This is a genomic window from Microbacterium tenebrionis (genome assembly GCF_020682665.1).
In the GTDB taxonomy this organism is placed as follows: Bacteria; Actinomycetota; Actinomycetes; order Actinomycetales; family Microbacteriaceae; genus Microbacterium; species Microbacterium tenebrionis.
Genome location: NZ_JAGTTM010000001.1, coordinates 682,370 through 706,882 on the forward strand (window position 1 = coordinate 682,370; position 24,513 = coordinate 706,882).

At 65.9% G+C, this 24,513-nt stretch carries 34 protein-coding genes; 19 read left to right on the forward strand and 15 right to left on the reverse strand.

Annotated features, from left to right (window positions below; translation table 11 throughout):
- Nucleotides 1-24 precede the first annotated feature (24 nt).
- The 7 genes from KEC56_RS03415 to KEC56_RS03445 all read right to left on the reverse strand — a co-directional run bounded on the left by KEC56_RS03415 (nt 25) and on the right by KEC56_RS03445 (nt 7,273).
- On the reverse strand, nt 25-408 hold the full coding sequence (locus KEC56_RS03415) for a type II toxin-antitoxin system VapC family toxin (RefSeq protein ID WP_227529820.1): 384 nt from the start codon (nt 406-408) through the stop codon (nt 25-27).
- Complete coding sequence (locus tag KEC56_RS14010) at nt 405-668, reverse strand: type II toxin-antitoxin system Phd/YefM family antitoxin (RefSeq protein ID WP_227529821.1); 264 nt, start codon at nt 666-668, stop codon at nt 405-407. Before KEC56_RS14010 ends, KEC56_RS03415 begins: the two co-directional genes overlap by 4 nt.
- A 146-nt stretch (nt 669-814) precedes the next feature.
- Nucleotides 815-2,554, reverse strand: coding sequence for a DUF2075 domain-containing protein (locus KEC56_RS03425; RefSeq protein ID WP_227529822.1), 1,740 nt, complete (start codon nt 2,552-2,554; stop codon nt 815-817).
- Nucleotides 2,551-2,895: a nucleotide pyrophosphohydrolase gene (locus tag KEC56_RS03430; protein WP_227529823.1), complete on the reverse strand. Its 345-nt coding sequence runs from the start codon at nt 2,893-2,895 to the stop codon at nt 2,551-2,553. Before KEC56_RS03430 ends, KEC56_RS03425 begins: the two co-directional genes overlap by 4 nt.
- A gap of 23 nt (nt 2,896-2,918) precedes the next feature.
- Nucleotides 2,919-5,816: a DEAD/DEAH box helicase gene (locus KEC56_RS03435; RefSeq protein WP_227529824.1), complete on the reverse strand. Its 2,898-nt coding sequence runs from the start codon at nt 5,814-5,816 to the stop codon at nt 2,919-2,921.
- A gap of 8 nt (nt 5,817-5,824) precedes the next feature.
- Complete coding sequence (locus tag KEC56_RS03440; RefSeq protein WP_227529825.1) at nt 5,825-6,223, reverse strand: (deoxy)nucleoside triphosphate pyrophosphohydrolase; 399 nt, start codon at nt 6,221-6,223, stop codon at nt 5,825-5,827.
- 195 nt (nt 6,224-6,418) lie between these two features.
- A complete protein-coding gene (locus KEC56_RS03445; protein ID WP_227529826.1) occupies nt 6,419-7,273 on the reverse strand; it encodes a hypothetical protein in 855 nt (284 codons plus the stop codon).
- Between the two features lie 238 nt (nt 7,274-7,511).
- Here KEC56_RS03445 and KEC56_RS03450 point away from each other — a divergent pair, with 238 nt between their 5' ends.
- The gene (locus tag KEC56_RS03450; RefSeq protein WP_227529827.1) at nt 7,512-8,351 is read left to right on the forward strand and encodes a hypothetical protein; all 840 of its coding nucleotides are present in this window, start codon (nt 7,512-7,514) and stop codon (nt 8,349-8,351) included.
- 27 nt (nt 8,352-8,378) lie between these two features.
- On the opposite strand, the gene KEC56_RS03455 is transcribed toward KEC56_RS03450, so the two are convergent.
- Nucleotides 8,379-8,588, reverse strand: coding sequence for a hypothetical protein (locus KEC56_RS03455; protein ID WP_227529828.1), 210 nt, complete (start codon nt 8,586-8,588; stop codon nt 8,379-8,381).
- Between the two features lie 259 nt (nt 8,589-8,847).
- Between KEC56_RS03455 and KEC56_RS03460 the strand changes: the two genes are divergently transcribed.
- The 5 genes from KEC56_RS03460 (at nt 8,848) to KEC56_RS03480 (ending at nt 13,902) form a co-directional block, all read left to right on the forward strand.
- Nucleotides 8,848-10,224: an HNH endonuclease signature motif containing protein gene (locus KEC56_RS03460; protein WP_227529829.1), complete on the forward strand. Its 1,377-nt coding sequence runs from the start codon at nt 8,848-8,850 to the stop codon at nt 10,222-10,224.
- Nucleotides 10,221-10,436, forward strand: coding sequence for a 3-methyl-2-oxobutanoate hydroxymethyltransferase (locus tag KEC56_RS03465; protein WP_227529830.1), 216 nt, complete (start codon nt 10,221-10,223; stop codon nt 10,434-10,436). The genes KEC56_RS03460 and KEC56_RS03465 overlap by 4 nt, the downstream gene beginning before the upstream one ends.
- Nucleotides 10,437-10,445: 9 nt before the next feature.
- Nucleotides 10,446-11,402, forward strand: coding sequence for a PfkB family carbohydrate kinase (locus tag KEC56_RS03470; protein ID WP_227529831.1), 957 nt, complete (start codon nt 10,446-10,448; stop codon nt 11,400-11,402).
- Between the two features lie 116 nt (nt 11,403-11,518).
- A complete protein-coding gene (locus KEC56_RS03475; protein ID WP_227529832.1) occupies nt 11,519-12,199 on the forward strand; it encodes a PadR family transcriptional regulator in 681 nt (226 codons plus the stop codon).
- Nucleotides 12,196-13,902 (forward strand): ABC1 kinase family protein, encoded by a 1,707-nt coding sequence (locus KEC56_RS03480; RefSeq protein WP_372456227.1) that lies wholly within the window; start codon nt 12,196-12,198, stop codon nt 13,900-13,902. The genes KEC56_RS03475 and KEC56_RS03480 overlap by 4 nt, the downstream gene beginning before the upstream one ends.
- Before the next feature lie 409 nt (nt 13,903-14,311).
- Here KEC56_RS03480 and KEC56_RS03485 read toward each other — a convergent pair whose 3' ends face one another.
- The 4 genes from KEC56_RS03485 to KEC56_RS03500 form a co-directional block, all read right to left on the reverse strand.
- Nucleotides 14,312-14,755: a Rho termination factor N-terminal domain-containing protein gene (locus tag KEC56_RS03485; RefSeq protein WP_126893716.1), complete on the reverse strand. Its 444-nt coding sequence runs from the start codon at nt 14,753-14,755 to the stop codon at nt 14,312-14,314.
- Nucleotides 14,756-15,011: 256 nt separating this feature from the next.
- Nucleotides 15,012-15,362 carry a hypothetical protein gene (locus KEC56_RS03490; RefSeq protein ID WP_126893717.1) on the reverse strand — a complete coding sequence of 117 codons (351 nt, stop codon included), beginning with the start codon at nt 15,360-15,362 and terminating at the stop codon, nt 15,012-15,014.
- Nucleotides 15,359-15,961, reverse strand: coding sequence for an Asp23/Gls24 family envelope stress response protein (locus tag KEC56_RS03495; RefSeq protein WP_126893718.1), 603 nt, complete (start codon nt 15,959-15,961; stop codon nt 15,359-15,361). The genes KEC56_RS03490 and KEC56_RS03495 overlap by 4 nt, the downstream gene beginning before the upstream one ends.
- Nucleotides 15,952-16,524, reverse strand: a complete 573-nt coding sequence (locus KEC56_RS03500; protein WP_175987214.1) for an RNA polymerase sigma factor — start codon at nt 16,522-16,524, stop codon at nt 15,952-15,954. The genes KEC56_RS03495 and KEC56_RS03500 overlap by 10 nt, the downstream gene beginning before the upstream one ends.
- 138 nt (nt 16,525-16,662) lie before the next feature.
- On the opposite strand from KEC56_RS03500, the gene KEC56_RS03505 reads away from it, so the two are divergent.
- From KEC56_RS03505 to KEC56_RS03565, 13 genes are all read left to right on the forward strand, one after another.
- On the forward strand, nt 16,663-17,148 hold the full coding sequence (locus KEC56_RS03505) for an Asp23/Gls24 family envelope stress response protein (RefSeq protein WP_126893720.1): 486 nt from the start codon (nt 16,663-16,665) through the stop codon (nt 17,146-17,148).
- Nucleotides 17,145-17,333: a DUF2273 domain-containing protein gene (locus KEC56_RS03510; protein ID WP_058632868.1), complete on the forward strand. Its 189-nt coding sequence runs from the start codon at nt 17,145-17,147 to the stop codon at nt 17,331-17,333. The genes KEC56_RS03505 and KEC56_RS03510 overlap by 4 nt, the downstream gene beginning before the upstream one ends.
- 77 nt (nt 17,334-17,410) lie before the next feature.
- Nucleotides 17,411-17,722 carry an NTP pyrophosphohydrolase gene (locus KEC56_RS03515; protein ID WP_175987212.1) on the forward strand — a complete coding sequence of 104 codons (312 nt, stop codon included), beginning with the start codon at nt 17,411-17,413 and terminating at the stop codon, nt 17,720-17,722.
- Nucleotides 17,719-18,303: a DUF2189 domain-containing protein gene (locus KEC56_RS03520; protein WP_175987210.1), complete on the forward strand. Its 585-nt coding sequence runs from the start codon at nt 17,719-17,721 to the stop codon at nt 18,301-18,303. The genes KEC56_RS03515 and KEC56_RS03520 overlap by 4 nt, the downstream gene beginning before the upstream one ends.
- Nucleotides 18,300-18,914 (forward strand): Asp23/Gls24 family envelope stress response protein, encoded by a 615-nt coding sequence (locus tag KEC56_RS03525; RefSeq protein ID WP_227529833.1) that lies wholly within the window; start codon nt 18,300-18,302, stop codon nt 18,912-18,914. The genes KEC56_RS03520 and KEC56_RS03525 overlap by 4 nt, the downstream gene beginning before the upstream one ends.
- A 29-nt stretch (nt 18,915-18,943) precedes the next feature.
- Nucleotides 18,944-19,150, forward strand: coding sequence for a hypothetical protein (locus KEC56_RS03530; protein ID WP_175987206.1), 207 nt, complete (start codon nt 18,944-18,946; stop codon nt 19,148-19,150).
- Between the two features lie 12 nt (nt 19,151-19,162).
- Nucleotides 19,163-19,414, forward strand: coding sequence for a hypothetical protein (locus tag KEC56_RS03535; protein WP_126893725.1), 252 nt, complete (start codon nt 19,163-19,165; stop codon nt 19,412-19,414).
- 31 nt (nt 19,415-19,445) lie between these two features.
- Entirely contained in the window at nt 19,446-19,712 is a 267-nt protein-coding gene (locus tag KEC56_RS03540; protein WP_175987204.1) for a GlsB/YeaQ/YmgE family stress response membrane protein, read from the forward strand.
- Nucleotides 19,713-19,750: 38 nt separating this feature from the next.
- On the forward strand, nt 19,751-20,296 hold the full coding sequence (locus KEC56_RS03545) for a hypothetical protein (protein ID WP_175987202.1): 546 nt from the start codon (nt 19,751-19,753) through the stop codon (nt 20,294-20,296).
- A 60-nt stretch (nt 20,297-20,356) separates the two neighbouring features.
- Entirely contained in the window at nt 20,357-20,521 is a 165-nt protein-coding gene (locus KEC56_RS03550) for a hypothetical protein (RefSeq protein WP_153245000.1), read from the forward strand.
- Nucleotides 20,522-20,574: 53 nt separating this feature from the next.
- Nucleotides 20,575-20,745, forward strand: coding sequence for a CsbD family protein (locus tag KEC56_RS03555; protein WP_126893758.1), 171 nt, complete (start codon nt 20,575-20,577; stop codon nt 20,743-20,745).
- A 71-nt stretch (nt 20,746-20,816) separates the two neighbouring features.
- Nucleotides 20,817-21,023, forward strand: a complete 207-nt coding sequence (locus tag KEC56_RS03560; protein ID WP_126893728.1) for a hypothetical protein — start codon at nt 20,817-20,819, stop codon at nt 21,021-21,023.
- Between the two features lie 85 nt (nt 21,024-21,108).
- Nucleotides 21,109-22,050: a diacylglycerol/lipid kinase family protein gene (locus tag KEC56_RS03565; protein WP_175987200.1), complete on the forward strand. Its 942-nt coding sequence runs from the start codon at nt 21,109-21,111 to the stop codon at nt 22,048-22,050.
- 122 nt (nt 22,051-22,172) lie between these two features.
- Here the strand turns inward: KEC56_RS03565 and KEC56_RS03570 are convergent, their stop codons facing one another.
- From KEC56_RS03570 to KEC56_RS03580, 3 genes are all read right to left on the reverse strand, one after another.
- Nucleotides 22,173-22,529, reverse strand: a complete 357-nt coding sequence (locus KEC56_RS03570) for a YsnF/AvaK domain-containing protein (RefSeq protein WP_227529834.1) — start codon at nt 22,527-22,529, stop codon at nt 22,173-22,175.
- Between the two features lie 211 nt (nt 22,530-22,740).
- A complete protein-coding gene (locus KEC56_RS03575; protein WP_227529835.1) occupies nt 22,741-23,517 on the reverse strand; it encodes a mechanosensitive ion channel family protein in 777 nt (258 codons plus the stop codon).
- A 148-nt stretch (nt 23,518-23,665) separates the two neighbouring features.
- On the reverse strand, nt 23,666-24,472 hold the full coding sequence (locus KEC56_RS03580) for a DUF2382 domain-containing protein (protein ID WP_175987194.1): 807 nt from the start codon (nt 24,470-24,472) through the stop codon (nt 23,666-23,668).
- Nucleotides 24,473-24,513: the final 41 nt, after the last annotated feature.

A 24,513-nucleotide genomic window follows, 5' to 3' on the forward strand; every position in this document is an offset into this window, starting at 1 on the left:
CTCCGCTGGTAATGATCTAGCCGTTCAGGCAGGCAGAGAGACCGACGGGACGCCGTGGCGCTCGGCCGCGGCCGCGAGCTCATTGTCGAAGGTCAGGATGCCGGCGATCGCGGTGCCCACGTGGACGGCGGTGGCCAGATGCAGCGCATCGAGCGTCCGCAGACCGCTGTGCATCGTGATCGCCCGGTCCATGATCTCAGCGTCGAGCGTGACGAGGGCGACCCGATCGAGCAGGTCGTCGGCATCGGCCGGGTCGATCACGCGCCGGTCCGCGACGGAATGGAGTTCGACGGCCAGAAGCTTCGATGACACGAACAGGGTGCCATCGGCGAAGAGCTTCCGGATGGCTTCGCTCTCGGGCTCTTCGATGATCGCTTTCGCTGCGGCCGACGTGTCGAGGTAGATCACAGTCGATCGGCTCGGAGGTCGTCGAGGATCTCGCGGGTCGTCTTCGTCGCCTTCACACTCGGGCGCGACAATGCGCCGGTCGTCGCCGGCAACTGGACCTGCCCGCTCGCGACGAGCTGCGACCAGACGTCGGCAGTGGGTGGCGTCAGCTCAGCGATCGGGCGCCCGCGATCCGTGACGGTCAGGCGCTCACCCGCGGCGACTCTCGCCAGCACGCGCGCGGTCTGCTGGTTGAGTTCGGTCTTGCTCACGGTTGCCACCCCTCCAGGGTACGCCGTAACTAGTAGAAGTAGTAGATCTAGGGTTCTGCGTGATCAGTGTGCCGGACGGAACGCTGCGACAGAGCGTCGGAAGCGTGGATGTGGAGAAGTCGTGGCGTGCCCACGATTGTGGAGAGTGCGAGCAGTCAGATCACGGCCGAGAGGCGAGTACGCAGCCGCTCCCGCAATCCCGGATCGCACACATACACGTACGTCCCGAGCATTCCCCGCGTCAGCAGCACACCATAGATGTTCCGGATGAAGACGAGCAGGTCTTCGTCGTCGAACGTCTCGGCGAGGTGGCCCGTCCGTTCCTTGCCCTTCTTGTCGCGGTACGCGTCCCAGTCGGCGACGATCCGCCCGGTCGTCGGCGAGACGCGCAGGTCGGGCCCGATGATCACGCCGGCGTAGTTGAGGTCGTATCCCTGCACGGTGTGGATCGATCCGACCTCGTCCAGGGAGTGGGCGGAGTTGATCCAGTCCTTGTCGGTACTGTTCCAGCGCAGTTGCACGCCGTCGAGCTCGATGTCGAACGCGGAGGGGTCACGCCGCGACTTCCAGTCCCACGCGTAGCCCGCGACGAGACGCGACAGCCCGACCGACGCATCCTGTTCGCGGATCGCCGCCTGCATCTCGCCAAGATCATCGAAGAAGCGCAAGTCGTAGCTCCCCAGTGAGGGCAACGCAGGATGCTCGTCGCGCAGGAGCGCTCGGACGTACTCGACGTAGTCAGCTCCCGCCTGCACGCGCATCTGGGTCGTGAGCCGGTAGTGGCGGTGCAGGTCGCGCGCCTCCCGAACCTCGCGCGAGAGCACCGCGGGCGACAGGTCGTGCGGGCGCACGCTCTGCTCGCCGTCGACGAGCAGCAGCTGATGCTTGCTGCGCGCCTTGATCCAGTCGAGCTGGGTGTAATGCGCAGCATCCTCGCCGAACAGCGCCTCATTGATCTCGCGGAACTTCTTGTTCTGCACGCCCGAGGCCTGGTTCGCGCGCTGGCCGAGGCGATGGGTCTCGTCGACGAGGATGAGGTCGAACGCAGCATCCGATTCGCCGACCTGGAACGGCGTCAGCACCATCGACGGATCGAGACGGGGAGTCTTCTTGAACACCTTCTTGACTGACTCCCGGAGCGACTGCTGCGGGATCACCAGCGCCATGCGCAGATCGGCGAGCAGCTCGCGGTACTCGGGGACGAAGAACTCCGCGAACATCGAGTCGGGCTGCACGTCGTCGTGATCCTGGAAGTCGCGGATGTCAGCGAGCAGCTTCATGAGGAAGATCGCGATGATCGTCTTGCCGGTTCCCGGTTCGCCCTGCACGACGAGGGTCGAGCGGACGTCTGGATGCTGCAGATCCTCGAGCAGTCCCTCGACGATGTCGGTGATCGCGATGGCCTGATCGTGGTTGAGCGCCTTGAACGGCGACAGCTTGAACAGGTCGGAGTTCTCGATCTGCGGGATGCTGCGCGAGAACAGTCCCTCGGCGCGCAGCGCCTCGAACACGTCGCGGAACGACTCCCGGTACAGATCGCGGTCGTAGTACTGGGCGTCGGTGAGCCCGTCGTTGCCGTTGAAAAGCTCGTACTGCCCGTCGCCGTGGAACCAGCGGATGAGGTGCGACTCGAGGTCGAGGCACACCGACTTGTTGAAGCGCTCGTCGATGACCACGCGGATCGAGTCGAGACCTTCGTTCTTCTTGGAACCGGCGAGGTGCTGGCGCATGCGCTTCTGCGTGCTCGTGGTCTCGCCGACATAGAGCTTGCGTCGGTTGCCCGCGCGGTCGATGACGTAGACGACGGGCCAGTTCGTGTGGCGAGGATGCTCGGCCGCCCAGGTGTCGACCGCGTTCTTGTCGAAGGCGACGTGCTGGATGCTGAAGCCGGTCACTCTTCTTCCTCGCTGTGCTGCTGCAGCTCGGTGTACTTCGTCATGCGGCCCTTGGCGAGCTCGACCGGGTACTTCTGCTCCGTGGATTCGAGCTTGCGCATGACGATCTCGTCGAGATCGACGCCGAGTTTGTTCGCGAGGTGGATGCAGTAAGTGACGACGTCGGCCAGCTCCTCCTCGACGCGCTGCTGGTCAGGCGAGCCGCCCCACTGGTAGAGCTCGAGGAGTTCCGCAGCCTCGATCGAGACACTCTTCGCCAGGTTCTCAGGGCTGTGGAACTGGTCCCAGTCGCGAGCCTCGACGAAGTCGCGGAGGGCGGCGAGGGTCTGAGGGGAGGGCATGGGGTGACCGTAGCAGGGGAGCGTTACTCGTGTGAGCCGGTCAAGTACTCGTAGAGACTTCGCTCGAGCGGTGATGCAATCCCGAGGTCCATGGTCACGACGTCGAGGGGAACGCCGTTATCGTCCGGCATCTTGGTCTCTTTGGCGTTCGATGAACGTGCTTCACCGAGATAGTAGAAATCAGTTCCCTCGGCATCGTCCTTCTTCGCGAACAGGTGCAGCGGGACACGATTCTCCACAATCGCCTGTACCTCGCCACTCCTTAGCGTCCGGCGGCTGCGCGTATACCAGTGCAAAGTGGATTCGTTAAGGAACTCGTCGCCGTACGCTGTGCTGGCGGAGACATCCTCGTGTTTGTCGTACGTGATAAAAATGGGGCACGACGATGACGTGTAGTCAACCTTGTAGCCGTAAATCGTGCTCTGGACGTTCTTGTTCCAGTTGAGCAGACGGCACGCGTCTTTGCGTGAGTACCGCTGGCCAACGACGAGGCCGCCCTTCCACCGGTAGCGGTGACGGGCTAGGAACAAGCCAGTTGCGATCAGGTCGTCGAAGTGCTGTTTGAACCGCGGATCTCGTTTCAAACCCGCTTCAAGTGAGGACGAGAGAACAAGCCATTCGCCGACGCGCTGAACAATTGGGGAGCCGTACTTGGCGCGTTCTGCGTCGGTGAAGAACTCCAGTTGAAGGATGCGTAGCGTCGAGCCGATCGTTTCGGCGTCGGCACCGACGCCGTGGTCGTTGAGTAGTTGCTCGTACTCGTCGGTGCGCAGGCTGCGTTCCGGCGCGTCGATGAGGGCCTGGAGGAGCAAGAGCTCGTGTGGACGCTTGCCGTTAAGAATTTCATTGGACAAGAAGGTGAGCCATGAAGACTGTTCAGGCGTGGGCGCACGGTCAACGCGCTTTAGTGCATGGAGGAGGGACCAGTAATTGTCTCGTTTCGTCGCGACGACCACGGGATCCGCAGTGTCGAAGCGAGCGAAATCGAGAAGCGTCGGCGGTCGATTGAGTCGATTCTCCAGCTCGGCAACTGTTCGTTTGAGGTTCTGGATGCTGTCGAGCTTCGTGTCTGCGAGCGATCGGAAGATGCGTGCACGCGAGATCTTGTCAAAGTTCACGCTGGACAGTCCCGAGATCGCGCCGGCCTCCTGTGAGTCCATAATCTTCTTGCGTATCGAGTCCTTGTTCAGACTGTTATCGCCGAAGAGCGCGATGGGGATGAGGTAGTTGTTGGCGTAGTTGCCTATGAAGTCGATGACGACCAGGTGGTCCTTGCCCGCGGCCTTCCGCAGTCCGCGGCCGAGTTGCTGCGTGAAGATGATGCTCGATTTCGTCTGTCGAAGCATCACGACCTGGTTCACGCTGGGGATGTCGATGCCTTCGTTGAAGACATCGACGGTGACGATGTAGTCGAGCTCACCGGACTCTAGCTGCGTGACGGCGGCGTTCCGCGTCTCGACTGTGTCCGCGCCGGTCAGCGCTACAGTGCGCAAGCGGCGACCGTGAACGTTCCGTTCATTGAGCAGCCGCGACAGTTCTTGAGCCTCGGTGGTTCGACCGCAGAACAGGAGTCCGCGAGTGGGGCTGCCAACATGCCCATATGTTTCGATAGCCCGAATGATGTGGTCAGCGCGCTCGGGAGCCACGAGAGACGCAAGTTGGCTCGCGTCGTCGATGACCTCATCATCTATGACGAAGTCAGTGACGCCGTAGTAGTGGAAGGGAGCGAGCATCTCTTCCTTGAGAGCCTGCTGCAGCCGAATCTCGTATGGGACATTGAAGTCGAAGAGCTCGAACACGTTGAAGCCGTCGGTACGCTCGGGCGTAGCTGTCATCCCGAGTAGGAAATTCGGTTCTAAGTACTCGAGAACCGTGCGGTAGCTGTCCGCCCCTGCCCGGTGTACTTCGTCGATGAGAACATAGTCGAAGTGCGTGGGCGGGATCTCGCTCAGGTTGTCCGCGCTCGTCAACGACTGAATTGTCGCGAACACATACTTGCGGTCGATCTCTCGCCTTGCGCCGACGAACTTGCCGAATTCGTGTGCAGGGGCGCCGAGTACGCGCCGAAACTCTTCGATAGCGCGGTCAAGGATCTGCTCGCGGTGTACGACGAACAGCATGCGTTGCGGCCCAACCGACCGCACGTCAAGTGCCGACAGGATGGTCTTTCCGGTGCCAGTCGCTGAAATGACGACGGCTCTACGCTCCCCGGCGTCTCGGAGTTTCTGGATCTCGTCAAGTGCCTCAACTTGCATGGCGTTTGCCGTGACGATCCCTTCCGGCATAAGTGTGGCGCCGGTCTCTCCGGGGAGCTGTACTACTCGGGAACGAGGCGGGGGAGGAACATACTCCGCTGCGTAGTTGTCGATCCATGCACCCGTCAAGCGCGTTGAAGACTTCAGTTGGTCGTCGACCGCGCGACGTAGTTGATCGACAATGTCTCCGCCTGGCAAAGCAGAGAACCGCAAGTTCCACTCGTGGTTCGTGAGCAGGGCAGTTTCGGTCAGGTTGGAACTGCCGACGATGGCGGTTGTGCTACCGGCCTGTTCGAAGAGGTATCCCTTCGCGTGGAATCCGCCCCTGGCACCCGAATGGACGAAAACCTCGATGCCGGGGAGGTTGAGAAGCTCACGGAAGGCGGCCGGCGTATTGAACCCGAGATAGGTCGAGGTGATGATCGTCCCCTTGCCGGGGAAGTCCAGTAGCGCCTGCTTGAGCATGGCGACTGCGCTCGTCGTGACGAACGCAGTAGAAAATACGAAGGAGCGGGATCGACGCAGTTCATGGCGAATGGCGCGAAGCATTGTGTTCGCGCCATCGTTGGCGATGAGCACGGGATGGAACAGCTGGTCCGACTGGACGGTGCGGTCAAAAAACCCAAAGGTGTTGTCGAGTTGGAGCTGATCGCCTGAACGAGTCATCCTGCGACCTACGCCGCGAGGTCGCTCATGATTCGGTGCACCGCCGGGACATCGGCGGGTGCCCATGTAACCGAGTCGAGATCCGCTGCAGCGATCCAACGAATCTCGGCATGCTCTGTGAGGCGCGGCTCGCCTTCTACAAGGGTTGCGTAGAAGGTCGTCAGGGTCACGACACCGAAGTCATACTCGAAGCTCGTCGTCTCGACGTGCGCACCGACATCGATCGTGCACAGCAACTCTTCTTGCATCTCGCGACGGAGCGCCTGCTCAGGGGTCTCGCCAGCTTCGATCTTGCCGCCCGGGAACTCCCACATTCCCGGCAGCGACATGGATGCGCTTCGCTGCGCTGACAGGATCGTTCCGTCACGCACGACGACCGCCCCGACGACATTGATCTGCTTCTTCACCTGTGCTCCCGTGTGGCCGGCTCTCTTCTCAGCAGCCTATCCACGACCGTGTGCATTTCGATCGAAGCCCCACGATCCCGTCGAACTGCGCTGATCGTTTGGGGAGATCACCAAAGCGTCCTGAAGCTCCCATTAACAGAAGAGAGCAGGGACCCGGCTCCCCACGGCCGGGTCCCTGCTGTTCATCCAGCTCCCTTACGGCTGAACGAACACCTCGTCGGCGAACATCCCCGGGCGCACGCGGATCAGTGCCGTCTCGCCGTCGGGCACGAGGAAGGCCTGTGAGCCCGTTGCCGATGCTCCGTTGTACAGCTCGTCGGCCATGAAGTTATCCGCGAGGACGACCATGGCGTCGTAGCTGTTGATCACGTTGCCGGCGCTGGTGACGACATCCACGCCGACCTCGGGCGCAAGCCCGGAGTCTGTGCCGGTGTACGTGACCGTGTAGTTCACGATCTCGTAGTGCGAACCGGCCGGCGCCGCCTCGTTGAACTGGTTGCCCTCGGCGACCGCGGCCGCCCCATCCGCCGTGTGGCTGTTGATCACGACGGTCCAGTCGGACGAGCTGATCGTCGAACCGAGCGCGTACGGGTTCTCACGCGTGCCCTCTGCTGCGGCATCCGATCCTTCCTCGGCGGCGGGTGCGGCATCCTCGCCGGACTCGTCCGTCGGCTCGCTCACGACCGTGTCGCCGTTGCCGAACTCGTCCTCGAATGCCTCCTGGGCAACGCCGGCCACCACCGCGAAGAACACGACGAACCCGACGATCGTCCCCACGACCGACGCGACGAGGCCGACGATGCCCATCCACTTGCCGCTCCCCTTGAGGAACAGCGAGACGATGCTGAGCACGAAGGCGATCGGCAGCAGGATCCAGCCGACGATGAGTGCGCCCGGGATGCACGCGAAGATGAATCCGACGGCGGCGGTGATGAGCGCGACGAGTGCCAGGACGTTGCGCTTCGCGGGCGTCGCCGGCTGGTCGACCGGCGGCATGGGCGGAGGCATCTGCTGCGGAGCAGGAGCTGCGGGCGGGTTGGGTACGGACATGTGATTTTCCCCTTGGGAGTGTGCGTGGAGCACCGGCCTGCCCCACGACGGATGCCGAGGGGCGCCGACCGCACGCACGACGAATGCCGCCCTTCTCAAGGCGCGATTCCGGAGCTCCGGGTGGGGCTCCGTGGTTCGTGCGGACCGGCTGGGGTCAGACTAGCGGGAGGGGTCGGACATTGGTCGTAGTCCGGCTGGACAGAGGTCGAAAGCCGCGGCCGCGAACTACGCTGATCCCATGTTCCGCCGCCCCATCGAGCTCCGCGTCGACCGCGACAGCGTGGCGATGGGGGATGACGTAGTCTCCCACGCTCGGTCGATGACCGTGCCGCGGGGCACGTTGCTCAGCGCAGCGCTCGAGCGGTCGTCGCCCGCGATCCGATCGCCGGGCTGGTCGTGGGTCGCCGTCGTCGACAGCGAGGTCGCCGCTGTCTGGTCCGTCGACCACGGCGTCCAGCTTCTCGTCGAAGACCGCAAGTTCACTCGCGGGCCGGTCGACATCCACTTCCGCTACTTCGTGCAGATCGACCCCGCCTGGCTGCACCGCCGCCTGGCCGAAGGTGCGCGAGCGAACCGCCGCGAACTCGAAGTCGAGTACGCTCCCATCGCCCGCGAGAAGCACCGCGCCGAGCTCCGACGGCGCGAGCGTGAGATCGATGAGCGACTGCTGAGCCCTGAATGCATCGAGGCGCTCCGTCATTACGGCGCCGAGATCACCCTGCACGCCGACATCGCCTGCGACGTCATCCACGAGGGAGAGACCTGGGCGGTGCGTCGCGCTGACACCATGTTCCAGGTCTTCCGTGGACCCGGCGGCCCCATCGCGTCCATCCGACCGCACGACCTCGGCGAATCCTGGCTCGTCACGATGATCGGTTCAGTCGTACGCGTCGGCACCGGCCAGGCCGCATTGCCTGAAGCCGTCCAGCTCCCGGGCCTCGAGCTCACTCGCTCCGCCGGACGCTGGGTGTCGCACGGCGCCACCGTCGTTCAGGTCCGCTCCGACCACCAGGCCGACGCCGCCCGCCTCGCCTACGGGCGGTCGATCACCGAGGTGCGCACCCTTCTCGAGGCCTGACACCCGTCAGAGGTATGCGACGCGACGTCACGGCACCGGCGGATAGTCCTCGTTGCGGCCCTGCTCCTCAGCGGCGATCCGATCGCTCTGCTGCTCGTCGAACGAGGGCGCCTGGTCATCCGGACGCTCCTCATCCGCTCCGGGCGACTGCTGGCGCTCATCGTCGTCACTGCTCAGGTCGGGATCGACGCCCTCGGGCTCGAGCGGATCGGTGGGGAACGGGGTGGGATCGGTCATGACTGCCTCCTTGATCGTGGGCGAGTCGCCAGCATGCCACGGGCACGGTTGATCACGAAGGTGGTTGACAACAGCATCCCCAGCCAGAGGGCGTGCACCACGAACCGAACTGATCCCATGCTCCGCCGCCCCATCGAGCTCCGAGCGCGATGAGGAGATCCACGTCCGAGTAGCAATAGGTCACCCGATCCCAGCCCGATCATTCCACAGATTCGAACAAAGATACGAGAATGTCCGAGCTGCTCGCTACGCTGGGGGCATGTCCAAACTCACCGCTCTGCACGAGGCCATCAGAAGCCTCGACGCGGCATGGGGTGATGCTGAGGAATCAAATGAATTTACGAAGGATCAACTGATCTTCGTCGCCTCGGCGCTCGCGGCAGTACATCGCCGGCTGGACGCCGTCGAGGTCGATGTCGCCGCAGGGCTGGCGCGCGAATCGCGCCCGGAGCTCGGGGCGGAATCGCTGCCGAAGCAACAGGGGTTCCGCACGCCCGCGAAGATGATCTCCACGACGATGGGCGTCTCGACCGGCGACGCGGCGCGGCTGATCAAGGTGGGCGAGAGCACGGCATCGCGCAGTGATCTGTTGGGGGCGCGGCTGCCGGCGAAGTATCCGCACGTGCGCCGGGCGTTGGATGCGGGTGAGCTCAGCGCCGGGGCGGCTGGGGTCATCATCGCGATGCTCGACCGGTGCCGGATCGCAGCCGGCGCCGAGCGTACGGCCGAAGGTGAGCGCGTGCTCGTCGAGTCGGCAGTCGGGCTCGGGCTCGACGAAGTGCGCAGGCTCGTCGTGCGCGCCGAGGCGTGGCTCGACCCGGACGGCGTCGAACCACGCGACGAAGAGCGGCGCTCGCAGCGTTCGCTCACGATGTTCGAACGCGACGGGTTCGTGCACCTCAATGCGAAGCTCGACGCCGAGGCGGCTGCGCCGGTCGTCGCGGCGCTGCGCGGCTCGGTCAGCGCCGCATTCGTCGCGCGGAAGGATGCCGTCGACCCCGACGCCCCCGATGCCGATCGGCGCACGGTTCCCATGATCCAGGCCGACGCGCTCGTCGCTTTCTGCGCGCACGTGCTCGGGTGCGACGCGAAGGGCCTGCCGCTTGCCGGAGCGACAGTGGTCGTGCGGATGAACGTGAAGGATCTCGAGTCCGGCCTCGGCGCGGCCACGATCGACGGCCTCGACCAGCCGATCAGTATCGCCGCGGCCCGGCGCATGGCCGCCGACGGGGGCGTCATCCCGTGCGTGCTCGGAGGAGACGGCGAGATTCTCGAGTGGGGCCGCGAGAAGCGCCTGTTCACCCGGGCACAGCGTCTCGCGCTGGTCGAGCGCGACGGCGGGTGCGCCATGTGCGCTCTGCCGCCCGAGATGACGAGGGCGCATCACATCCGATGGTGGCGACGCGACGCGGGGCCGACCGACCTCGCGAACGGCGTGCTGCTGTGCGAGACGTGCCACCACCGTATCCACGACAACGGGTGGGAAGTCCGCGTCGATGGCACGGGGCCGTCATCGAAGGTGTGGTTCATCCCACCGCCCTATGTCGACCCAGAGCAGAAGCCGCGACTCGGCGGTCGAGCACGGTTCGACATCCGAGCGCGGTTCGACATCACGGTGCCGCCGCGCGCCGCGTGACCGTCCGCCAGATCGCGTGCGTTGGCTCGACCGTCGAGCGTGTGCCGACGCTGTTCGCCAGAGGCGTCCCCGTCCTGGGCCACGTCGGGCTGGCCCCGCAGACCACGGCCATGCTGGGCGGAACACGCGTGCAGGCGCGGACGACGGATGCCGCATCCCGGGTCATCGAGGACGCGCTCGCGCCGCACAGGGCGAACGATCGCGCTGGATAGGCTGACCGCATGAATCAGCCACGCGTGATCCACGCCGGCCAGGCGCTCGTCGACCTCGTGATCGAGGTGCCGGAGCTCCCCGCCCGCGGACAGAACGTGATGGCCTCCTCCGACGCGCAGTACGCCGGGGGAGCGGTGACCGTGCTGCTCGCGGCCGCGCGGCTCGGGGCGTCGTGCGTGCACGCTGGCGCCGTGGGCACGGGCCCGCACGGCGACCTCATCCGGTCGACGCTGGCGGCCGAGGGGATCGCGGCATCCGCGCCTCCGGTGCCGGACGGCGACACCGGAGTGTGCGTCGTGCTCGTCGAGCCGACCGCGGAGCGGACCTTCGTGACGACCCTCGGCGCTGAGCGTGAGATCACGTCGGCGTCGCTGTCGACGGCATCCGTCGCTGCGGGCGACCTCGTGTGCGTGACCGGCTACTCGCTCGCCGTCGAGCAGACCCGCGACCCGCTACTGGAGTGGCTGCCGACGCTGCCGCCGGAAGCCGTCGTCGTGCTCGACCCCGGCGCGGCGTTCGCAACGCTGCCCGCCGAGGTGCGCGACGCGATGCTCGCGCGCACGGACGTCTGGACGGGCAACGCCGAGGAGACCACCGACCTGCTGGCGGCGGCGTCGATCGCGGTGCCCCCGTCGCCGGATCGCGAGATCGTCGCGCAAGCCGCTGCGGTGACGCCGCTACTGCGTGAGGGAGCCGTCTCGATCGTGCGGGACGGTGCCGAGGGATGCGCCGTGCACGCGCGTGGCGAGTCGACGTACGTGCCCGGATTCCCCCAGAAGCCGGTCGATACGAACGGCGCCGGAGACACGCACACCGGGGCGCTGCTGGCCGGGATCGCGAGCGGAACCGGGTGGGTGGAGGCGAGTCGCCGGGCGAATGCGGCGGCGGCGCTCAAGGTGACCCGTCGTGGGCCGACGACGGCGCCGACCGCGGACGAGGTCTCGGAGTTCTTGCGGAGCCGGTGAGCTGGCCCCGAACCGGGTCGCGACGTTCACCCTTCCCGAACGACACATTGCGATATATCGTTAACGCACTCCAGCGCGGATTCCGGCTGGCGCACATCGCGAACCAGGAGGACATCATGAACAGCTCAGACCACAGCGGCGGCTTCGGATCCGGCTCGCCCTTCGGCGGTTTCGGCTCGGGCGGATCCGGCTTCGGCTCAGGGGGACCCGGCGGATTGGGCGGGTTCGGCGGCGCCGGAGCATCCGTCCTCTTCGATGCGGTGGATCAGCTGCGCCGGGCCTTCGACCAGCGTCCGGCGAACTCCCCGCGCATGCCGCGCGGCGACGTGCGCGCCGCCGTCCTCTCGCTTCTCTCCGACGAGCCGATGCACGGATACCAGATCATCCGCGAGATCGAAGAGCGCTCGGGCGGCTCGTGGAAGCCCAGCGCCGGCTCCGTCTACCCGACGCTGCAGCTGCTCGCCGACGAGGGCCTCGTCGAAGCTGAAGAGCAGAACGGCCGCAAGACCTACGCGCTCACCGAGGCCGGCCGCGCCGTCGCCGACGAAGCCGAGGCGCCGGCGGCGTGGAAGTCCGCCGCCGGTTCCGGCCCCGGCGGTTCCCGTGGCCCAGAGGGTGCCGGTGACGGCATCCGCTTCGGCGGTGAGAAGCACCGCGCGCTCGTCAAGGCGGGCGTCGACCTCGCCGGCGCCGCCACGCAGTTCGCCCGCAGCGGCAGCTCCGCGCAGATCGACAGCGCCATCGAGGTGCTCGACGACGCCCGCCGCAAGCTGTACGCGATCCTCGCTCAGGAGTGACCACGTCACGACCGGGGGCGGTCGAGGGCCGGGAGCCCGAGGCGCGTCCCCACCCGCACCGCGCCCGCTACCGGCGCATCATGCGCTTCGCCTCCGCCCAGCTCGTGCAGCTGTGGTGGTTCGAGCTTTTCCTGCCGCGCATCGGACTCGACCGGGTCGCCGAGCGCACCCGACCCGAGCGGATGCGACGCATCGCCCGACGGTTCCACGCGCTCGCCGTCGACCTCGGCGGGCTCATGATCAAGGTCGGACAGTTCCTCTCCTCCCGCCTCGACGTGCTTCCGCCCGAGGTTACCGACGAGCTCGCGGGCCTGCAGGACGAGGTTCCCGCCGTGCCTTTCGCCGACATCAGGGCGCTCGCCGAAGCAGAGCTCGGCGTCCCGTTCGAGCGCGCCTTCGCCTGGGTCGACGAGCGGGCGCTTGCGGCGGCGTCCCTGGGGCAGGTGCACCGGGCGCGCCTGGCGGACCTCGATGCCGCCGACACCGGCCTGCGCGACGTCGTTGTCAAGGTGCAGCGCCCCGGCATCGACGAGATCGTCGCGGTCGACCTGTCTGCGCTGCGCAAGGTGGCCGGGTGGCTGAGGCGGGTACGCATCGTCTCCGACCGGGTCGACGCTCCCGCGCTCATCGAGGAGTTCGCGCAGACGAGCCTCGAGGAGGTCGACTATCTGCACGAGGCGCAGAACGCCGAGCGGTTCGGGGAGAACTTCGCCGACGACGCCCGCGTCGGAACCCCCGCCGTCGTGTGGGAGCGCACGACCCGCCGGGTGCTGACGCTCGAGGACGTCACCGCGATCAAGATCAACGACATCGAGGGCCTTCGAGCGGCCGGCATCGATCCCGCTGCCGTGGCCGATGCCTTCGCCGCAGCCATGTTCGAGCAGGTGTTCACGCACAGCTTCTTCCACGCCGATCCGCACCCGGGCAACATCTTCGTGACACCGTCGGCGGGTGGTTGGCGGCTGACCTTCGTCGACTTCGGGATGATGGGCGAGGTTCCGCAGAGCCTGCGCAGCGGGCTGCGGGCGATGGTGATCGCGGTCGCCGCCCGCGACGGGCGAAAGCTCGTGGATGCCGCGCAGGAGGTCGGCGTGCTGCTGCCCTCGGCCGACACGAAGGAGTTCGAGCGGGCGCTGACCGCGCTGTTCGCCCGGTTCGGTGGGATGGGCTTCGCCGAGCTCGCCTCGGTCGACCAGCGCGAGTTCCGCGACTTCGCCGTCGAGTTCGGCGACACCGTGCGTTCGCTGCCGTTCCAGTTGCCCGAAGGCATGCTGCTGCTGTTCCGCGCCGTCTCATTGACATTGGGGATGTGCAGCGGGCTGAACCCGGCGTTCAACGTGTGGGACGCCGTCGAGCCGTTCGCCGCTCAACTGCTGCGCGACGAGGGCGGCAGCACGATGCGGGGGATGGTCGACCAGGCCTGGGACTCGGTCACCACGGCCGCTCGCCTGCCCGGCCGCATCGACGCCGTCGTCACCGAGCTCGAAGAGGGGACGCTCACCTTCGACACCTCGCGGCTCGAGCGACGCCTGGACGCGCTCATCCGCATCGGTCGCCGCGCCGTCTCGGCCGTGATCTTCGCCGGGTTCGTCGTCGGTGGTGCTCTGCTGCTCGTGCCTGCTCCGCCGCTCGCGATCGTGCTGCTGGCGGTCTCGGCAGCGCCTCTCGCGCACGCAGTGTTCGGCGGCGCCGGGAGACGGTGAATCTTCCTCCGATGTCGGAAATGCCGTCGGATGACACTAGATGTCACTCATATCGGCTGGTTTCGGCCGGGCCGAGGCAACTTTGCCGTGACATGTTTCTGCCCTGGACGGGCGTTTGTCATCGACGATAGGGCCGCCAAGGAACACTAGTAACTCCCCAAGCCGAGCAACCCTCTTCGTGATCGACGCGGGGCCGCGCCAACTGTCATCGTGGGAATCTCTCGACACGTCGCAAGCTGACGAGTCCTGCAAGCAAACCTGCTTCCAGGGCATTGTCTGCGACTCGCGAGAAAGGGGGCGCCCATTGCGACCAACGGGTCACCGTCACGAGATGGCGTCTTCTTGCCACCAGCTGTCGTCTGCTGGCCCGGGATGGCGGCACGGTGGTCGGGGATCCTGACTTGGTGAGTTAGGTGCGCGGTGGGGTGAGCGCGGCGACGAGCGTAGCTTTGTTCATCCGGTAGTACCCGGTGACTTTCTGCTCTCTTGCTTGGGTGCGGAGTTCTTTCAGCGTGGGGGTGGAAGACGTTCTTTCCTGTGCGGAGCGGGCCTTTCGCGTTGACGTGCGGGGCAGGGGTGTAGCGGTCGGCGGGGGTGACGGGTTCTGGGTGTCTTTCTCTTCGATGGAGGTGACGCTGCGTCGGAGGGCTTTGGCGTGTTTGGCGGAGAGTTCCTGGGATTCTTGGGCGAGCTCTGCGGCGCGGGTGCGCAGCTTCTTGGATGATCGGGCTACCGCCTTGCGGGCCTTCCGCACGGCTTCTTCGGCGCGGTCGAGGGCCTTTTTCGCGGCCTTCGTGGAACTCTTCTTCTCGTTCTTCGCCGTCTTTTTCTTGTCTGTCTTGGTTTGCGCCACGGTGCGCACCTCCGGATGTGAGAGGGCCGATCCCGGCCTTGACACCCACGATAGACGCGCGCATACCGGCGCGGGCGAGCAGGTGTCCGCTGGGGTGGCTATTGGTCAGCGTCGAGCTCCAGGTGTCCAGGGCATGGGCATTTGTCCCAGCGGCGTCGGGTGAGCAGGTCTACCCGGCAGGTGTTGTGGTGTTCGTCGGGGTCGTGCCCGCAGCGCACGCAAGCGCCGCCGCCCGTACCTGTCACTGGGTTTGCCCTCAGGCGATGCGGGAGATCTGCACGGTGATGATCGTGTCGGGGTGGTCGCCGATGCTGTCGAGGATGGTGTCGGCAACGCGGCGTGCCGTGTCCGGGGCGGGGATTCTGCTTCCGACACCGATGCGAGCAGTGATGTCGGTGGTGACGCCGCGGGTGGCGATGTCGACACGGTTGTAGCGTTCGTCTTGGCCGGTGGCGATCGCGCTGACCAGATGTGGGACCTGGGTGATCGCTGATGCGGGCGCGAACAGGTCTGTGACACCGTCAACGTCGCGGACGGTGGCGGTCAGAACGTTCGGATTGAGCAATGATGCCGGCTGGTGATCAGAGGCGGGGGTCTCGGTGCTCATGGCTGCTCCCTACGGCTGGTGTCGTGGCCGTGGACGTCTTCGATGGTCACGTCGACGGCTGTGACGTTGAGGTGGGTGTGCGTACTGAGCGCGTTGTAGATGCGCTGGCGGACATCGTGCGCGGTCGGGGTCATCGGGGTGCCCCAGGCGATGCTGAGCGTGACACTGATCGTCACGGGTGCGCCGAGTTTCTCAGCATCACCGTTGATCTGGGCTTTGCCGATCACGGTCCCGGGGATCTGGTCGGCGACAGACCGCAGCAGCGCCCGCACGGCACCCTCGGTGACGCTGAGGTGCACCCTCGGGTCGGGGTGGTGCAGGGGCAGCGATCTTCCCGCGCGGACGTCGTGGTGGATGCTGGTCATGATCGTGTCCAACCATCCTGCGGGGGGTGGGGTCAGGTGGGCGGCATCATCGTCGAGGAGATCGCGGGAGAGCTGGGCGACCTGGTCGAGGGCGTGTAGGGCGTTGAGGCATTCCGGGCAGGTTTCGATGGTCGGGTCGAAGGGGATCCGGTCCATGGCGAGGTAGTCGCTGAGCTCGTCGATGGTTTTCCCGCAGTCCAGTGCGCGGGTGGTGCTGTGATCAGTCACCGCCATCCCTCCATCTGCGCGTGAATGCTCGCGCGGGCTCTGGCTAGTTTGCCTCGAACGGTGGATCGAGGGATGTCGAGTTCTTTCGCGATGTCGTCGTAGCTGAGTTCTCCGACTTCGCGGAGCAGCCAACAGCGTCTCTCTTGGTCCGGGAGGTTGTCTAGGGCTTGGGACAACGCGGTCAGCTGCGCGTTGCGGACGGCGACGGTCTCGGGCTCCGTGGTGGAGGGGTAGGCCGCGTCCAGGATCGGTAGTGGCTCGGTGGGGGGTCGGTGTCGGAGATGGGCGAACGCGTGCCGGCTCGCGACGCGCATCAGCCAGGGTTTCACCGCGGCCGGGTCGCGCAGCTCCGGCAGTCGACGCCAGGCGGTGTAGAGAGCCTCTTGAGTGACGTCATCCGCGTCGGTGAGCGATCCCACGATCCGCGCCACATACGCCCGGATTAGGGACCCGTACCGGACGATGAGGGCTTTGAACGCGTCCGCATCCCCGCCGATCGCCCGCTCGGCGAGGATCTCGTCGGCAACCTCGACCAGGTCGGGGGAGGGGATGTCGCGTCGTGAACTCATGTCGCAAAAAATTCTTTCAACCAATTTGTGACGAATGTGCCCGGAGGCGACTCTTACATTGTAAGCGCGAGCATATCGCCCTGACACAGCGGCCGACCAGACCGTTGTGTGCCTCATCACTACCGTTAGAGGATTCCCATGGCTGAAGACCTGAACCCCGCTGCTCCCACCACTCCCGCCGCGCCCAAGCCGGCCACCGGTTCCCGGGTCGACCGTTCCTTCGCTCCCCGCCCGGCCGGTGACGAGTCCGCCGCCGGCACCACCACCATCGCCGACGGTGTGGTGGCCAAGGTTGCCGGTATCGCTGCCCGTGAGGTTCCCGGCGTGTACGCGCTCGGTGGCGGCGGAGCCCGCGCGCTCGGCGCGATCCGTAACGTCGTGAACGCGGACGACAAGGCCCAGGGCGTCAAGGTCGAGGTCGGCGAGACCCAGGCCGCCGCCGACATCACCATCGTCGTGGAGTACCCGATGCCCGTGCAGGACGTCGCCTCCAATGTCCGCGCCGCAGTCGCCGGCGCGATCAGCTCGCTGGTCGGACTCGAGGTCGTCGAGGTCAACGTCGAGGTCAACGACGTGCACCTGCCCTCGGACGACAAGAACGAGGAAGAGTCGCGCGTCTCATGAGCCCGACCGTGACCGGCGCCCTGCTGGGCGTCATCCTTGCCGTGTCGATCCTGCTGTTCGGGTTCTGGGGATTCCTCCTGGTCGCCTTGTTCATGGGGATCGGTGCGCTCGTGGGCCGAGTCGTGTCGGGCAAGCTCGACGTCCGCGGCCTCGCGAACGCGTTCTCCGGCCGGCGCACCTCGTAATGGTCGCGGCAGGAGCCGGTCACCCCGGCGGAGACCCCCAGCGGGTCGCCGCCGGGGCGGCCCCGGGGCGGATCACCGTGAAAGAGCGCGTCCTGGTCAAGATCGCCGAAGAAACCGCCGCGACCACCCTGAAGGTGGACCGTAGCGACGTGAACATTGACGTCGCCGAGGCGCGCGGTGGGATGGCGGTCACCATCCGCACCCCCCTTCCGATCCCGAACCTGGAAGACACAGCCGCGATCACCGCCGGCACCCCGGTACTGGAGCGTGTCGCGCGGGTCCAGGAGCAGCTACGGGACCGGATCGGGCAGATCACCGGCCGCGAGGTCACCCGGGTGAATGTCACCATCACCGGCGCTGTGATCGCCGAGCAGAAACGAGTGAGATGAGCAGCCCCGCCTTCCGGCGCGTCTTGCGCCGGGAATCGCATTCCCCCCGCACCGTCGCGATGATCATCGCCGTAGTGCTGATGATCCTCGTCCTGACCTACCTGGGCACCGAGATCGTCCTGTACCTCCTCGCCCAGCCGGCGCTGCTTCTCGGCCCGGCAGCGCAAGCCGGGTTCCTGATCGGGCTGCCCACCGAACGTCCCGGCTGGATCATCATCCTTGCCGGTGTGGTCCTCGCGATCATCGGGTTCGTGTTCCTGTTCCTCGCCCTCGCCCCTGGGCGTCTCTCCAAGCACCAGATGCAGTTCGGGGAACGCGCGGTCCTGGTCGATAACGGGGTCATCGCCGCGTCCGTCGCGCAGCACCTCAGCGAAGAGACCGGACTGTCCCGGGAGGACATCACCGTCGGCGTGTCCCACCGCACCGTCGATGTCACCCTCCGGCCCGGCCTCGGTATCCCGCTGGATGCCGCCCCGCTGAAGTCGATCGTGCAAACCGAGGTGGACAGTTACGAGCTCACCCCCACACTGAAGCCCCGGGTCCGCGTCGTGCGCCCGAAACAGAACGAGGACGAGCAATGAACCGCACCAACCGCGCCCTGAACAGGATTGTCCTGTTCATCGTCGGGCTGCTCTTCCTCGCCATCGGTGCCGTGCTGGTGACCATCATCGTCTGGCCGGCCGCGACCGAGTACTGGACGGGCGCGACCGAGGCCGGACGGTCCTGGCTGGAGGGCGTCGTCGATCAGACACTGATCGGTGCGACCGCGGTCAGTTGGATCGCGATCGCCGCGCTGGTGCTGATCGTTTTCCTAGTGATCCTGCTGATCGTCGCTCTCACCCGCATTGGCGGGGGCCGCACCCACACGGTCCTGCGCTCCACCGGCTCCCAGTCCCCTCTGGGACGGGTCACCGTGCAGGAATCGTTCGTCTCCGATGCGCTGAAGCACTCCCTGAACCAGCGGGACGAGATCCTGTTCTCCTCCGTCACCGCCAACGACATCCGCAAGCAGCCGGTGATGCACATCAGCGTCACCCCGAGGCAGAACACCTCACCCCGGCAAGTCGTGAAGGACGTGGACCAGTTGGTCACCAACCTCGCCACCCTGACCGGCAAAGACACCCCCACCTACATCTCCGTGCACTCCGGACTGCGCGCCAAACTCGCGCACGACGAACGCCGCCTCGCCTGACCTCGGCTCCCCGGAAAGGAGAACCACCGATGCCCTATCTACGCATCCTGCTTGTCGCGGCGATCGCGTTCGGCGCGTACACCTTCGGCGCGCGCGCCGGACGCAGCCGCTACCGCACCATCAAAAAGAACGCGAAGAAGGCGTGGAACAGCCCCGGGGTGCGCTCCGCACGCCGCACAGCCCGCGCAACAAGTAGGCGAGGCAGCCGGAAGCTCACTCGCGCGCTCAACAAGTAGGCAGGCACAACCATGAGTACCCACGACGAGAACGACCCCGACTACAACAGTGGGGAACGAGCATCGGAAGCAGTCGGCTCCACGACCGCAGAAATCAGCGCCGCCATTTCGGCAGCTGTAGATCGGGCACAGCAGGGTGTGGCGGCGGGGGTCGGCTGGGTGCGGGACACGTACGCGCACAACCCCACCCGGACGGTCACCATCGGCCTCCTCTCCCTCGCTGGCCTCCTCGCCCTGATCACCACCCTCACCCGCCGCAACTAACTACCCCCACCACCTACACGAAGGACACATCATGGGATTCCTCGGCTTCCTGCTTCTCGGCCTCATCGCCGGCGCCATCGCGAAACTCATCCTCCCCGGCAAACAGGGCGGCGGCTGGCTGATCACCCTCCTCCTGGGCGTGGTCGGCGCCCTTCTGGGCGGATGGCTGGGCGGACTGATCTTCAACGCCCCCCTGCAGGACTTCTTCTCCCTGCAAACCTGGCTGCTCGCCATCGGCGGATCGATCCTCGTCCTGCTCATCTACGGCCTCATCGTCGGACGCAAGTCCAAAGCCTGACCTCACAACACCCCACACCCCTGGATAGGACGCACACTATGGCTGGACGCAACACGCTCGTACGCTCAATGCACGACCTCGGACTTGCCGCCTGGTTCGGCGGAACCCTGATGGGTGCGGTGGGACTGAATGGTGCAACCGCGAAAGCGAAAGACCCCGCAGAACGACTCCGTCTCTCCTCGCTCGGCTGGGCACGGTGGGCGCCAATCCAGCTCGCCGCGATCCTCGTGCACGGAACCGGCGGGGCAGGCCTGATCCTCGGGAACAAGAGCAGACTGGCATCCCAACCCGAAGCCCGAACCAACACGAAGGTGAAGCTCGCCGTCACCATCGCCGCGGCCGCCGCCACCTTATACGCGGGGATCCTTGGAACGAAGATCAGCAAGCACGCCGACGAAGGCGGCAAAGGCGTCACCGAACCGAACCCGGACGCATCGGACGAACTTGCTGCCGTTCAGCGTCAGCAGCGAATCCTGCAATGGGTGCTCCCCGCCCTCACCGGAGTACTCATCGTGCTCGGCGCTCAGCAGGGTGAACAGCAGCGACCCGTCGCCGGGCTCCTGCGACGCCTCACACACCGCTAATCCCGGCCTCGGCGGATCCGCCGCCCTCGGCTATAGCACAGCGCCTAGTCAGGAGAACGCATGCACGACGCATCGCACGACAAGAACAGCTCAAAAGCATCCGAGGATCACGACGACGCCACGGACGACAACACCGCTGCCGCTGCCGGGTCCGAATCGCCTGAAGAGGGGGCTGCGGCGATGGCCGCCGCAGAAGACGCCGTCATCGACACTGACGAGAAGTGACCACTCACGCCGCACCCGCGGCGCGAGCTCGCGAGAAGAAGGGAGACCCGCTCATGGGACTCGACGACAAGATCAAGAACGCCGCCCAGGACGCCACCGGGAAGGCCAAGGAGAAGATCGGCAACGCCACCGACAACGACAAGCTCGCTGCCGAGGGTATCGCTGACCAGGCCGACGCGAAGGTGAAAAAGGGCGTGGAGAACGTCAAGGACGAAGTCAAGTAATACGTCCCGTGGGAGAAAGGTGCTCCCTTCCTCCCACACCCCACCCCCGCTCGCCTGCGAAGGAGCAGATCATGACCGACCACGACAAGCCACTCTCGGACGAGAACTCGCTCGAGGGACCGGACGTGGAAGTGCCCACCCACGACCCAGAGGGCACCACAAAGCCCGACGGGCTCGGTGCGGATGGCACCATCCCTAACCACCCCGGCGGCGTCGCCGCCGGCCACACGGGCACCTCGTCCACCTTCGAACCCGAAGAAGACGAACACGCCGAATAGGCAACCACCCGGGCCGCACGAGAGGGGTGAGGATGCGATCTTGCGTCCCGCCCCTCGCTCGGTCGTCCGCATAGAGGAGTGCTCGATGACGCGTCGCCTGGCGATCGTGTGGAACCCTTCCAAAACCGACCAGGACACCCTCACCGAGGGCCTTCACGCCGCCCTCACCGACGCCCCCACACCTGAGGTTTTCTGGTGGGAAACCACCGAGGACGACCCAGGCGGGGGCGCTACCGGCCGGGCCGTTGAATGGAATCCCGATCTGGTGGTGGTTGCCGGCGGAGATGGCACGGTACGCGCCGTCGCCGAACACCTCGCCGGAATCGACACCTCCCTAGAGATGGGAATCGTGCCCCTGGGAACAGGGAATTTACTGGCCCGCAACCTCGACATCCCGTTAAACGACATCCCGGCCGCGTTCACCCGCGCTCTCACAGGGCACGCGCGCCCGGTAGATATCGGCTGGGTGGACGTAGACCTCGCTGGCGGGCATGAGCGGCACGGGTTCGTGGTGATGGTCGGATTCGGGATCGACGCGCACATGATCGCTGAAACCAACGACGATCTCAAAGACAAAGCCGGCTGGCTGGCCTACGCCGAATCCCTCGGCCGCGCCCTCGCCGCCTCCGATATCGTGCCGTTCCACATCACCGCCGATGACCAGCCCGGCCGCGACGAGGAAGGCCACACACTGCTGATCGCTAACTGCGGCACCCTGCAGGGCGGGTTCACCCTGCTCCCGGACGCGGACCCTTCCGACGGGCAACTGGACTATCTGCTGCTCAGCGCGGAGGGGATCGCGCAGTGGGCGGGAACGGTGAAGACGATGCTGTGGGACAACGGTTTGAAGCGCCTGATCGGCAACACTGACGAGACCACCAGCACCGACACGGTCACCCACGCACGCGCCCGGAAACTGGAAGTGACCCTCCCCGAACCGCGCCCGTTCGAGATCGACGGTGAGCAGATCGGAGACACCCACGCGTTCACCGTGACCGTGCAGCCGGCCGCCCTCCACATCCGCTAACTCGTCCGCCCACTCCTTGCGCACAGAAGCTGCAGGTCGACCGCGAAGTAGCGTCGAGCGGGGACCCGGGGTGATGATTCCCGCTCGAGCGCAGCGCTGGGACGTGTGAGCTGAGAAAGGAGTCAGGAGGCGGGTGGCGTGCTCACATCGATGCGCTCACAGCGGAGCGATTCGCGAAGATGGTGGTCGGCGGTGTGAACGGTGACAGTCGCGGTCACTTTTTCCACGGGAACGATGGCCATGGTGATGACCGGCTGCTCTTCTCGCAGGATCATCACGATCGGCGGTGTCGTGCGCGGCGCCGCGGGATGGGGAGGGGAGCCGCCTGAGGCGAGGGGTGTGCGGGTGATCCGCAGCTCCTCACGTCGCACATCGATGGTGACGGTGCGCTGCTCGGTGACGACCACCTTGTCGATCCGCACCGTCTCCGTCGGAAAAGTCTCAACGTGGACGTCCAGGCGCTCCTCGTGCCGCACCATCCCGGCAGCACCGTCGGGCGGGCTGGTCATCAGCGTCGACGAGACGTGGTGCCGGACGAGTCTCCGCCGCGGCGTGAACGAACAAACTTCATCACGACCGGGAGAAGGATCGGGAGGAAGCGGAGTAGCTTGTGCATGGGGGCCCATCGGTTGGGGTGAGGCTGGCCCCGCCGGGGGGGCGGGACCAGCCTCAGGTGTCGTGTGGAAAGGGTCAGGCGCGCGGCGGCATCGGGGGACGCTGCGGCTGGGTGCGGGTCGCGTTCTGGACCTGGTCCTTTGCCTGCTTGGCCTGCTCAGCGACGCTGGGCGCGTTGCTGACTTCCTGCTGGATCTTCGGGGCCTCTTCCTCCGCCTTGGTCAGCATCGCTTCCCAGCGCTGCTGCATGGGCTTGACGAGCCCGCCACCGGCACCGACGATGATCACACCGGCGATGATCGCGAGCACCGCGATGAGGATCGGCGTGGTCACGGTCGTAGCGACCTCGATCTGGTTCAGCGCGGCGGTGACCCCGAGGAACAGGATGAAGATCGCGACGATGTTGCCGAGGATCTTTCCGTAGGACAGGCCGCCCAGGGTGTTCTGAATGAGTCCCTTCGCGCCGGCGGCGATCGCGGCGGCGATGACGATGATGATGATGGCGACGATGATCTTCGGCAGGAATGCGATGATGCCGGCGAGGAGGTCGCTGACCGGGTTCGGTCCGAAGACGCCGAATGCGAACTGGAGCACGAACAGCACCAGCGTGTAATAGACGATCTTCGCGACGATGTCGGAGGCGTCGAGCTTGGACTTCGCGAGGGCCTTCTTGATACCGCCGCGCTCGACAAGCCGGTCGAACCCGACCTTCTCCAGTAGCTTTTCCAGGCCCTTGGAGATGAGCTTGGCGACGATGAGGCCGACGATCAGGATGAGCAGGAACAGCAGGGCGAGCGGGACGAAGGCGACGACTGCCGCCAAACCGTTCTGCAGCACTTCGAGGAAATTCACGGTGATGACTCTCTTTCAGATAGGTGATTGACACACCGAGTGGGCTCGAGGGGTCAGGAGTGAACTGCATTTCTCGGGGCGGGCTCAGTGGGGTGGGGCCGTGCCGGTCAGGAGCCCGCTCTGAACTGACCGGCACGACAGGGGTGGTCTACTTCGAGGGACGGTTGTCGGTGTCGGGGTCGACCAGCTCGATCTCTTCGTGAGACACATCTTCGGTGACCTGCTGCTGCTCGGTGACCGTCTCGGTGCCGAGGCTGACACGCTCGACCGGGACGGTTTCCTTGCTGGTCACGACACGCTCACCGGTGAGGACCACTTCGTGCTCCTCCGAGGTGAGGTCCCCGTCGGCCATCGCGTCGCCGATGTTGGCGTCGGTGATCGGTTCCCGGGTGACGGTGACTTCTTCGTGGCTGACCGGGACGGTCTTGGTGACCTGCTCGGTCACGATGTGCTTCCGCAGCCGTGCCCGACCGGTCTCCACCTTCTCGGTGCCGACGTGCAGCTGCTCTTCGGAGCGGGTCATCGCATCATCGGTGGTCGGATTTGTCACGTCGTAGCCCTCGGTCGATTCGCGAGTGTCGGGGGTTGTGCCGCCGCGGTTAGCGTCTTGGTCGTACAGGGGCGCGTCAGAGGCGGTGGTGGGGGCGCCGTTGCCGTAGTAGGCGTACAGCGCGTCTTCTTCTTCGTGGCTGATGGTGCCGTCGCTGGAGATCCGCGGGGCGTCCTTGACCTTGTCCTTCGTGTACGCGACACGGACCTGGTTGCCGTCGAAGGACGCGTCATCGAGGGGTGCAAAGGTTTCGGAGGTGCCAAACAGGCCAGTCTTGATGGTCACCCAGGTGGGGGTCTGCGCCTCGGAGTCGACGTAGACCTGACCGACGGAGCCGATCTTGTGGTCATCTGAGCCGTACACGTCGGCGCCGATGAGGTCGTTGAGGTTGGTGGTGTCAATCATTTTGGTTCTCTCTTCCCCCGGGACGGGCGCCCGGGACATCA

What these genes read in the sequence shown, in the direction of transcription:
- KEC56_RS03460 (WP_227529829.1), top strand. Translation starts at nt 8,848, where the DNA reads ATGTCCAAACTCACCGCTCTGCACGAGGCCATCAGAAGCCTCGACGCG.
- KEC56_RS03475 (WP_227529832.1), top strand. Translation starts at nt 11,519, where the DNA reads ATGAACAGCTCAGACCACAGCGGCGGCTTCGGATCCGGCTCGCCCTTC.
- KEC56_RS03525 (WP_227529833.1), top strand. Translation starts at nt 18,300, where the DNA reads ATGAACCGCACCAACCGCGCCCTGAACAGGATTGTCCTGTTCATCGTC.
- KEC56_RS03445 (WP_227529826.1), bottom strand. Translation starts at nt 7,273, where the DNA reads ATGTCCGTACCCAACCCGCCCGCAGCTCCTGCTCCGCAGCAGATGCCT.
- KEC56_RS03570 (WP_227529834.1), bottom strand. Translation starts at nt 22,529, where the DNA reads ATGGTGCGGCACGAGGAGCGCCTGGACGTCCACGTTGAGACTTTTCCG.
- KEC56_RS03555 (WP_126893758.1), top strand. Translation starts at nt 20,575, where the DNA reads ATGGGACTCGACGACAAGATCAAGAACGCCGCCCAGGACGCCACCGGG.
- KEC56_RS03450 (WP_227529827.1), top strand. Translation starts at nt 7,512, where the DNA reads ATGTTCCGCCGCCCCATCGAGCTCCGCGTCGACCGCGACAGCGTGGCG.
- KEC56_RS03580 (WP_175987194.1), bottom strand. Translation starts at nt 24,472, where the DNA reads ATGATTGACACCACCAACCTCAACGACCTCATCGGCGCCGACGTGTAC.
- KEC56_RS03535 (WP_126893725.1), top strand. Translation starts at nt 19,163, where the DNA reads ATGAGTACCCACGACGAGAACGACCCCGACTACAACAGTGGGGAACGA.
- KEC56_RS03550 (WP_153245000.1), top strand. Translation starts at nt 20,357, where the DNA reads ATGCACGACGCATCGCACGACAAGAACAGCTCAAAAGCATCCGAGGAT.
- KEC56_RS03430 (WP_227529823.1), bottom strand. Translation starts at nt 2,895, where the DNA reads ATGCCCTCCCCTCAGACCCTCGCCGCCCTCCGCGACTTCGTCGAGGCT.
- KEC56_RS03500 (WP_175987214.1), bottom strand. Translation starts at nt 16,524, where the DNA reads ATGAGTTCACGACGCGACATCCCCTCCCCCGACCTGGTCGAGGTTGCC.
- KEC56_RS03565 (WP_175987200.1), top strand. Translation starts at nt 21,109, where the DNA reads ATGACGCGTCGCCTGGCGATCGTGTGGAACCCTTCCAAAACCGACCAG.
- KEC56_RS03435 (WP_227529824.1), bottom strand. Translation starts at nt 5,816, where the DNA reads ATGACTCGTTCAGGCGATCAGCTCCAACTCGACAACACCTTTGGGTTT.
- KEC56_RS03455 (WP_227529828.1), bottom strand. Translation starts at nt 8,588, where the DNA reads ATGACCGATCCCACCCCGTTCCCCACCGATCCGCTCGAGCCCGAGGGC.
- KEC56_RS03530 (WP_175987206.1), top strand. Translation starts at nt 18,944, where the DNA reads ATGCCCTATCTACGCATCCTGCTTGTCGCGGCGATCGCGTTCGGCGCG.
- KEC56_RS03495 (WP_126893718.1), bottom strand. Translation starts at nt 15,961, where the DNA reads ATGGCGGTGACTGATCACAGCACCACCCGCGCACTGGACTGCGGGAAA.
- KEC56_RS03505 (WP_126893720.1), top strand. Translation starts at nt 16,663, where the DNA reads ATGGCTGAAGACCTGAACCCCGCTGCTCCCACCACTCCCGCCGCGCCC.
- KEC56_RS03490 (WP_126893717.1), bottom strand. Translation starts at nt 15,362, where the DNA reads ATGAGCACCGAGACCCCCGCCTCTGATCACCAGCCGGCATCATTGCTC.
- KEC56_RS03545 (WP_175987202.1), top strand. Translation starts at nt 19,751, where the DNA reads ATGGCTGGACGCAACACGCTCGTACGCTCAATGCACGACCTCGGACTT.
- KEC56_RS03470 (WP_227529831.1), top strand. Translation starts at nt 10,446, where the DNA reads ATGAATCAGCCACGCGTGATCCACGCCGGCCAGGCGCTCGTCGACCTC.
- KEC56_RS03520 (WP_175987210.1), top strand. Translation starts at nt 17,719, where the DNA reads ATGAGCAGCCCCGCCTTCCGGCGCGTCTTGCGCCGGGAATCGCATTCC.
- KEC56_RS03510 (WP_058632868.1), top strand. Translation starts at nt 17,145, where the DNA reads ATGAGCCCGACCGTGACCGGCGCCCTGCTGGGCGTCATCCTTGCCGTG.
- KEC56_RS03560 (WP_126893728.1), top strand. Translation starts at nt 20,817, where the DNA reads ATGACCGACCACGACAAGCCACTCTCGGACGAGAACTCGCTCGAGGGA.
- KEC56_RS03540 (WP_175987204.1), top strand. Translation starts at nt 19,446, where the DNA reads ATGGGATTCCTCGGCTTCCTGCTTCTCGGCCTCATCGCCGGCGCCATC.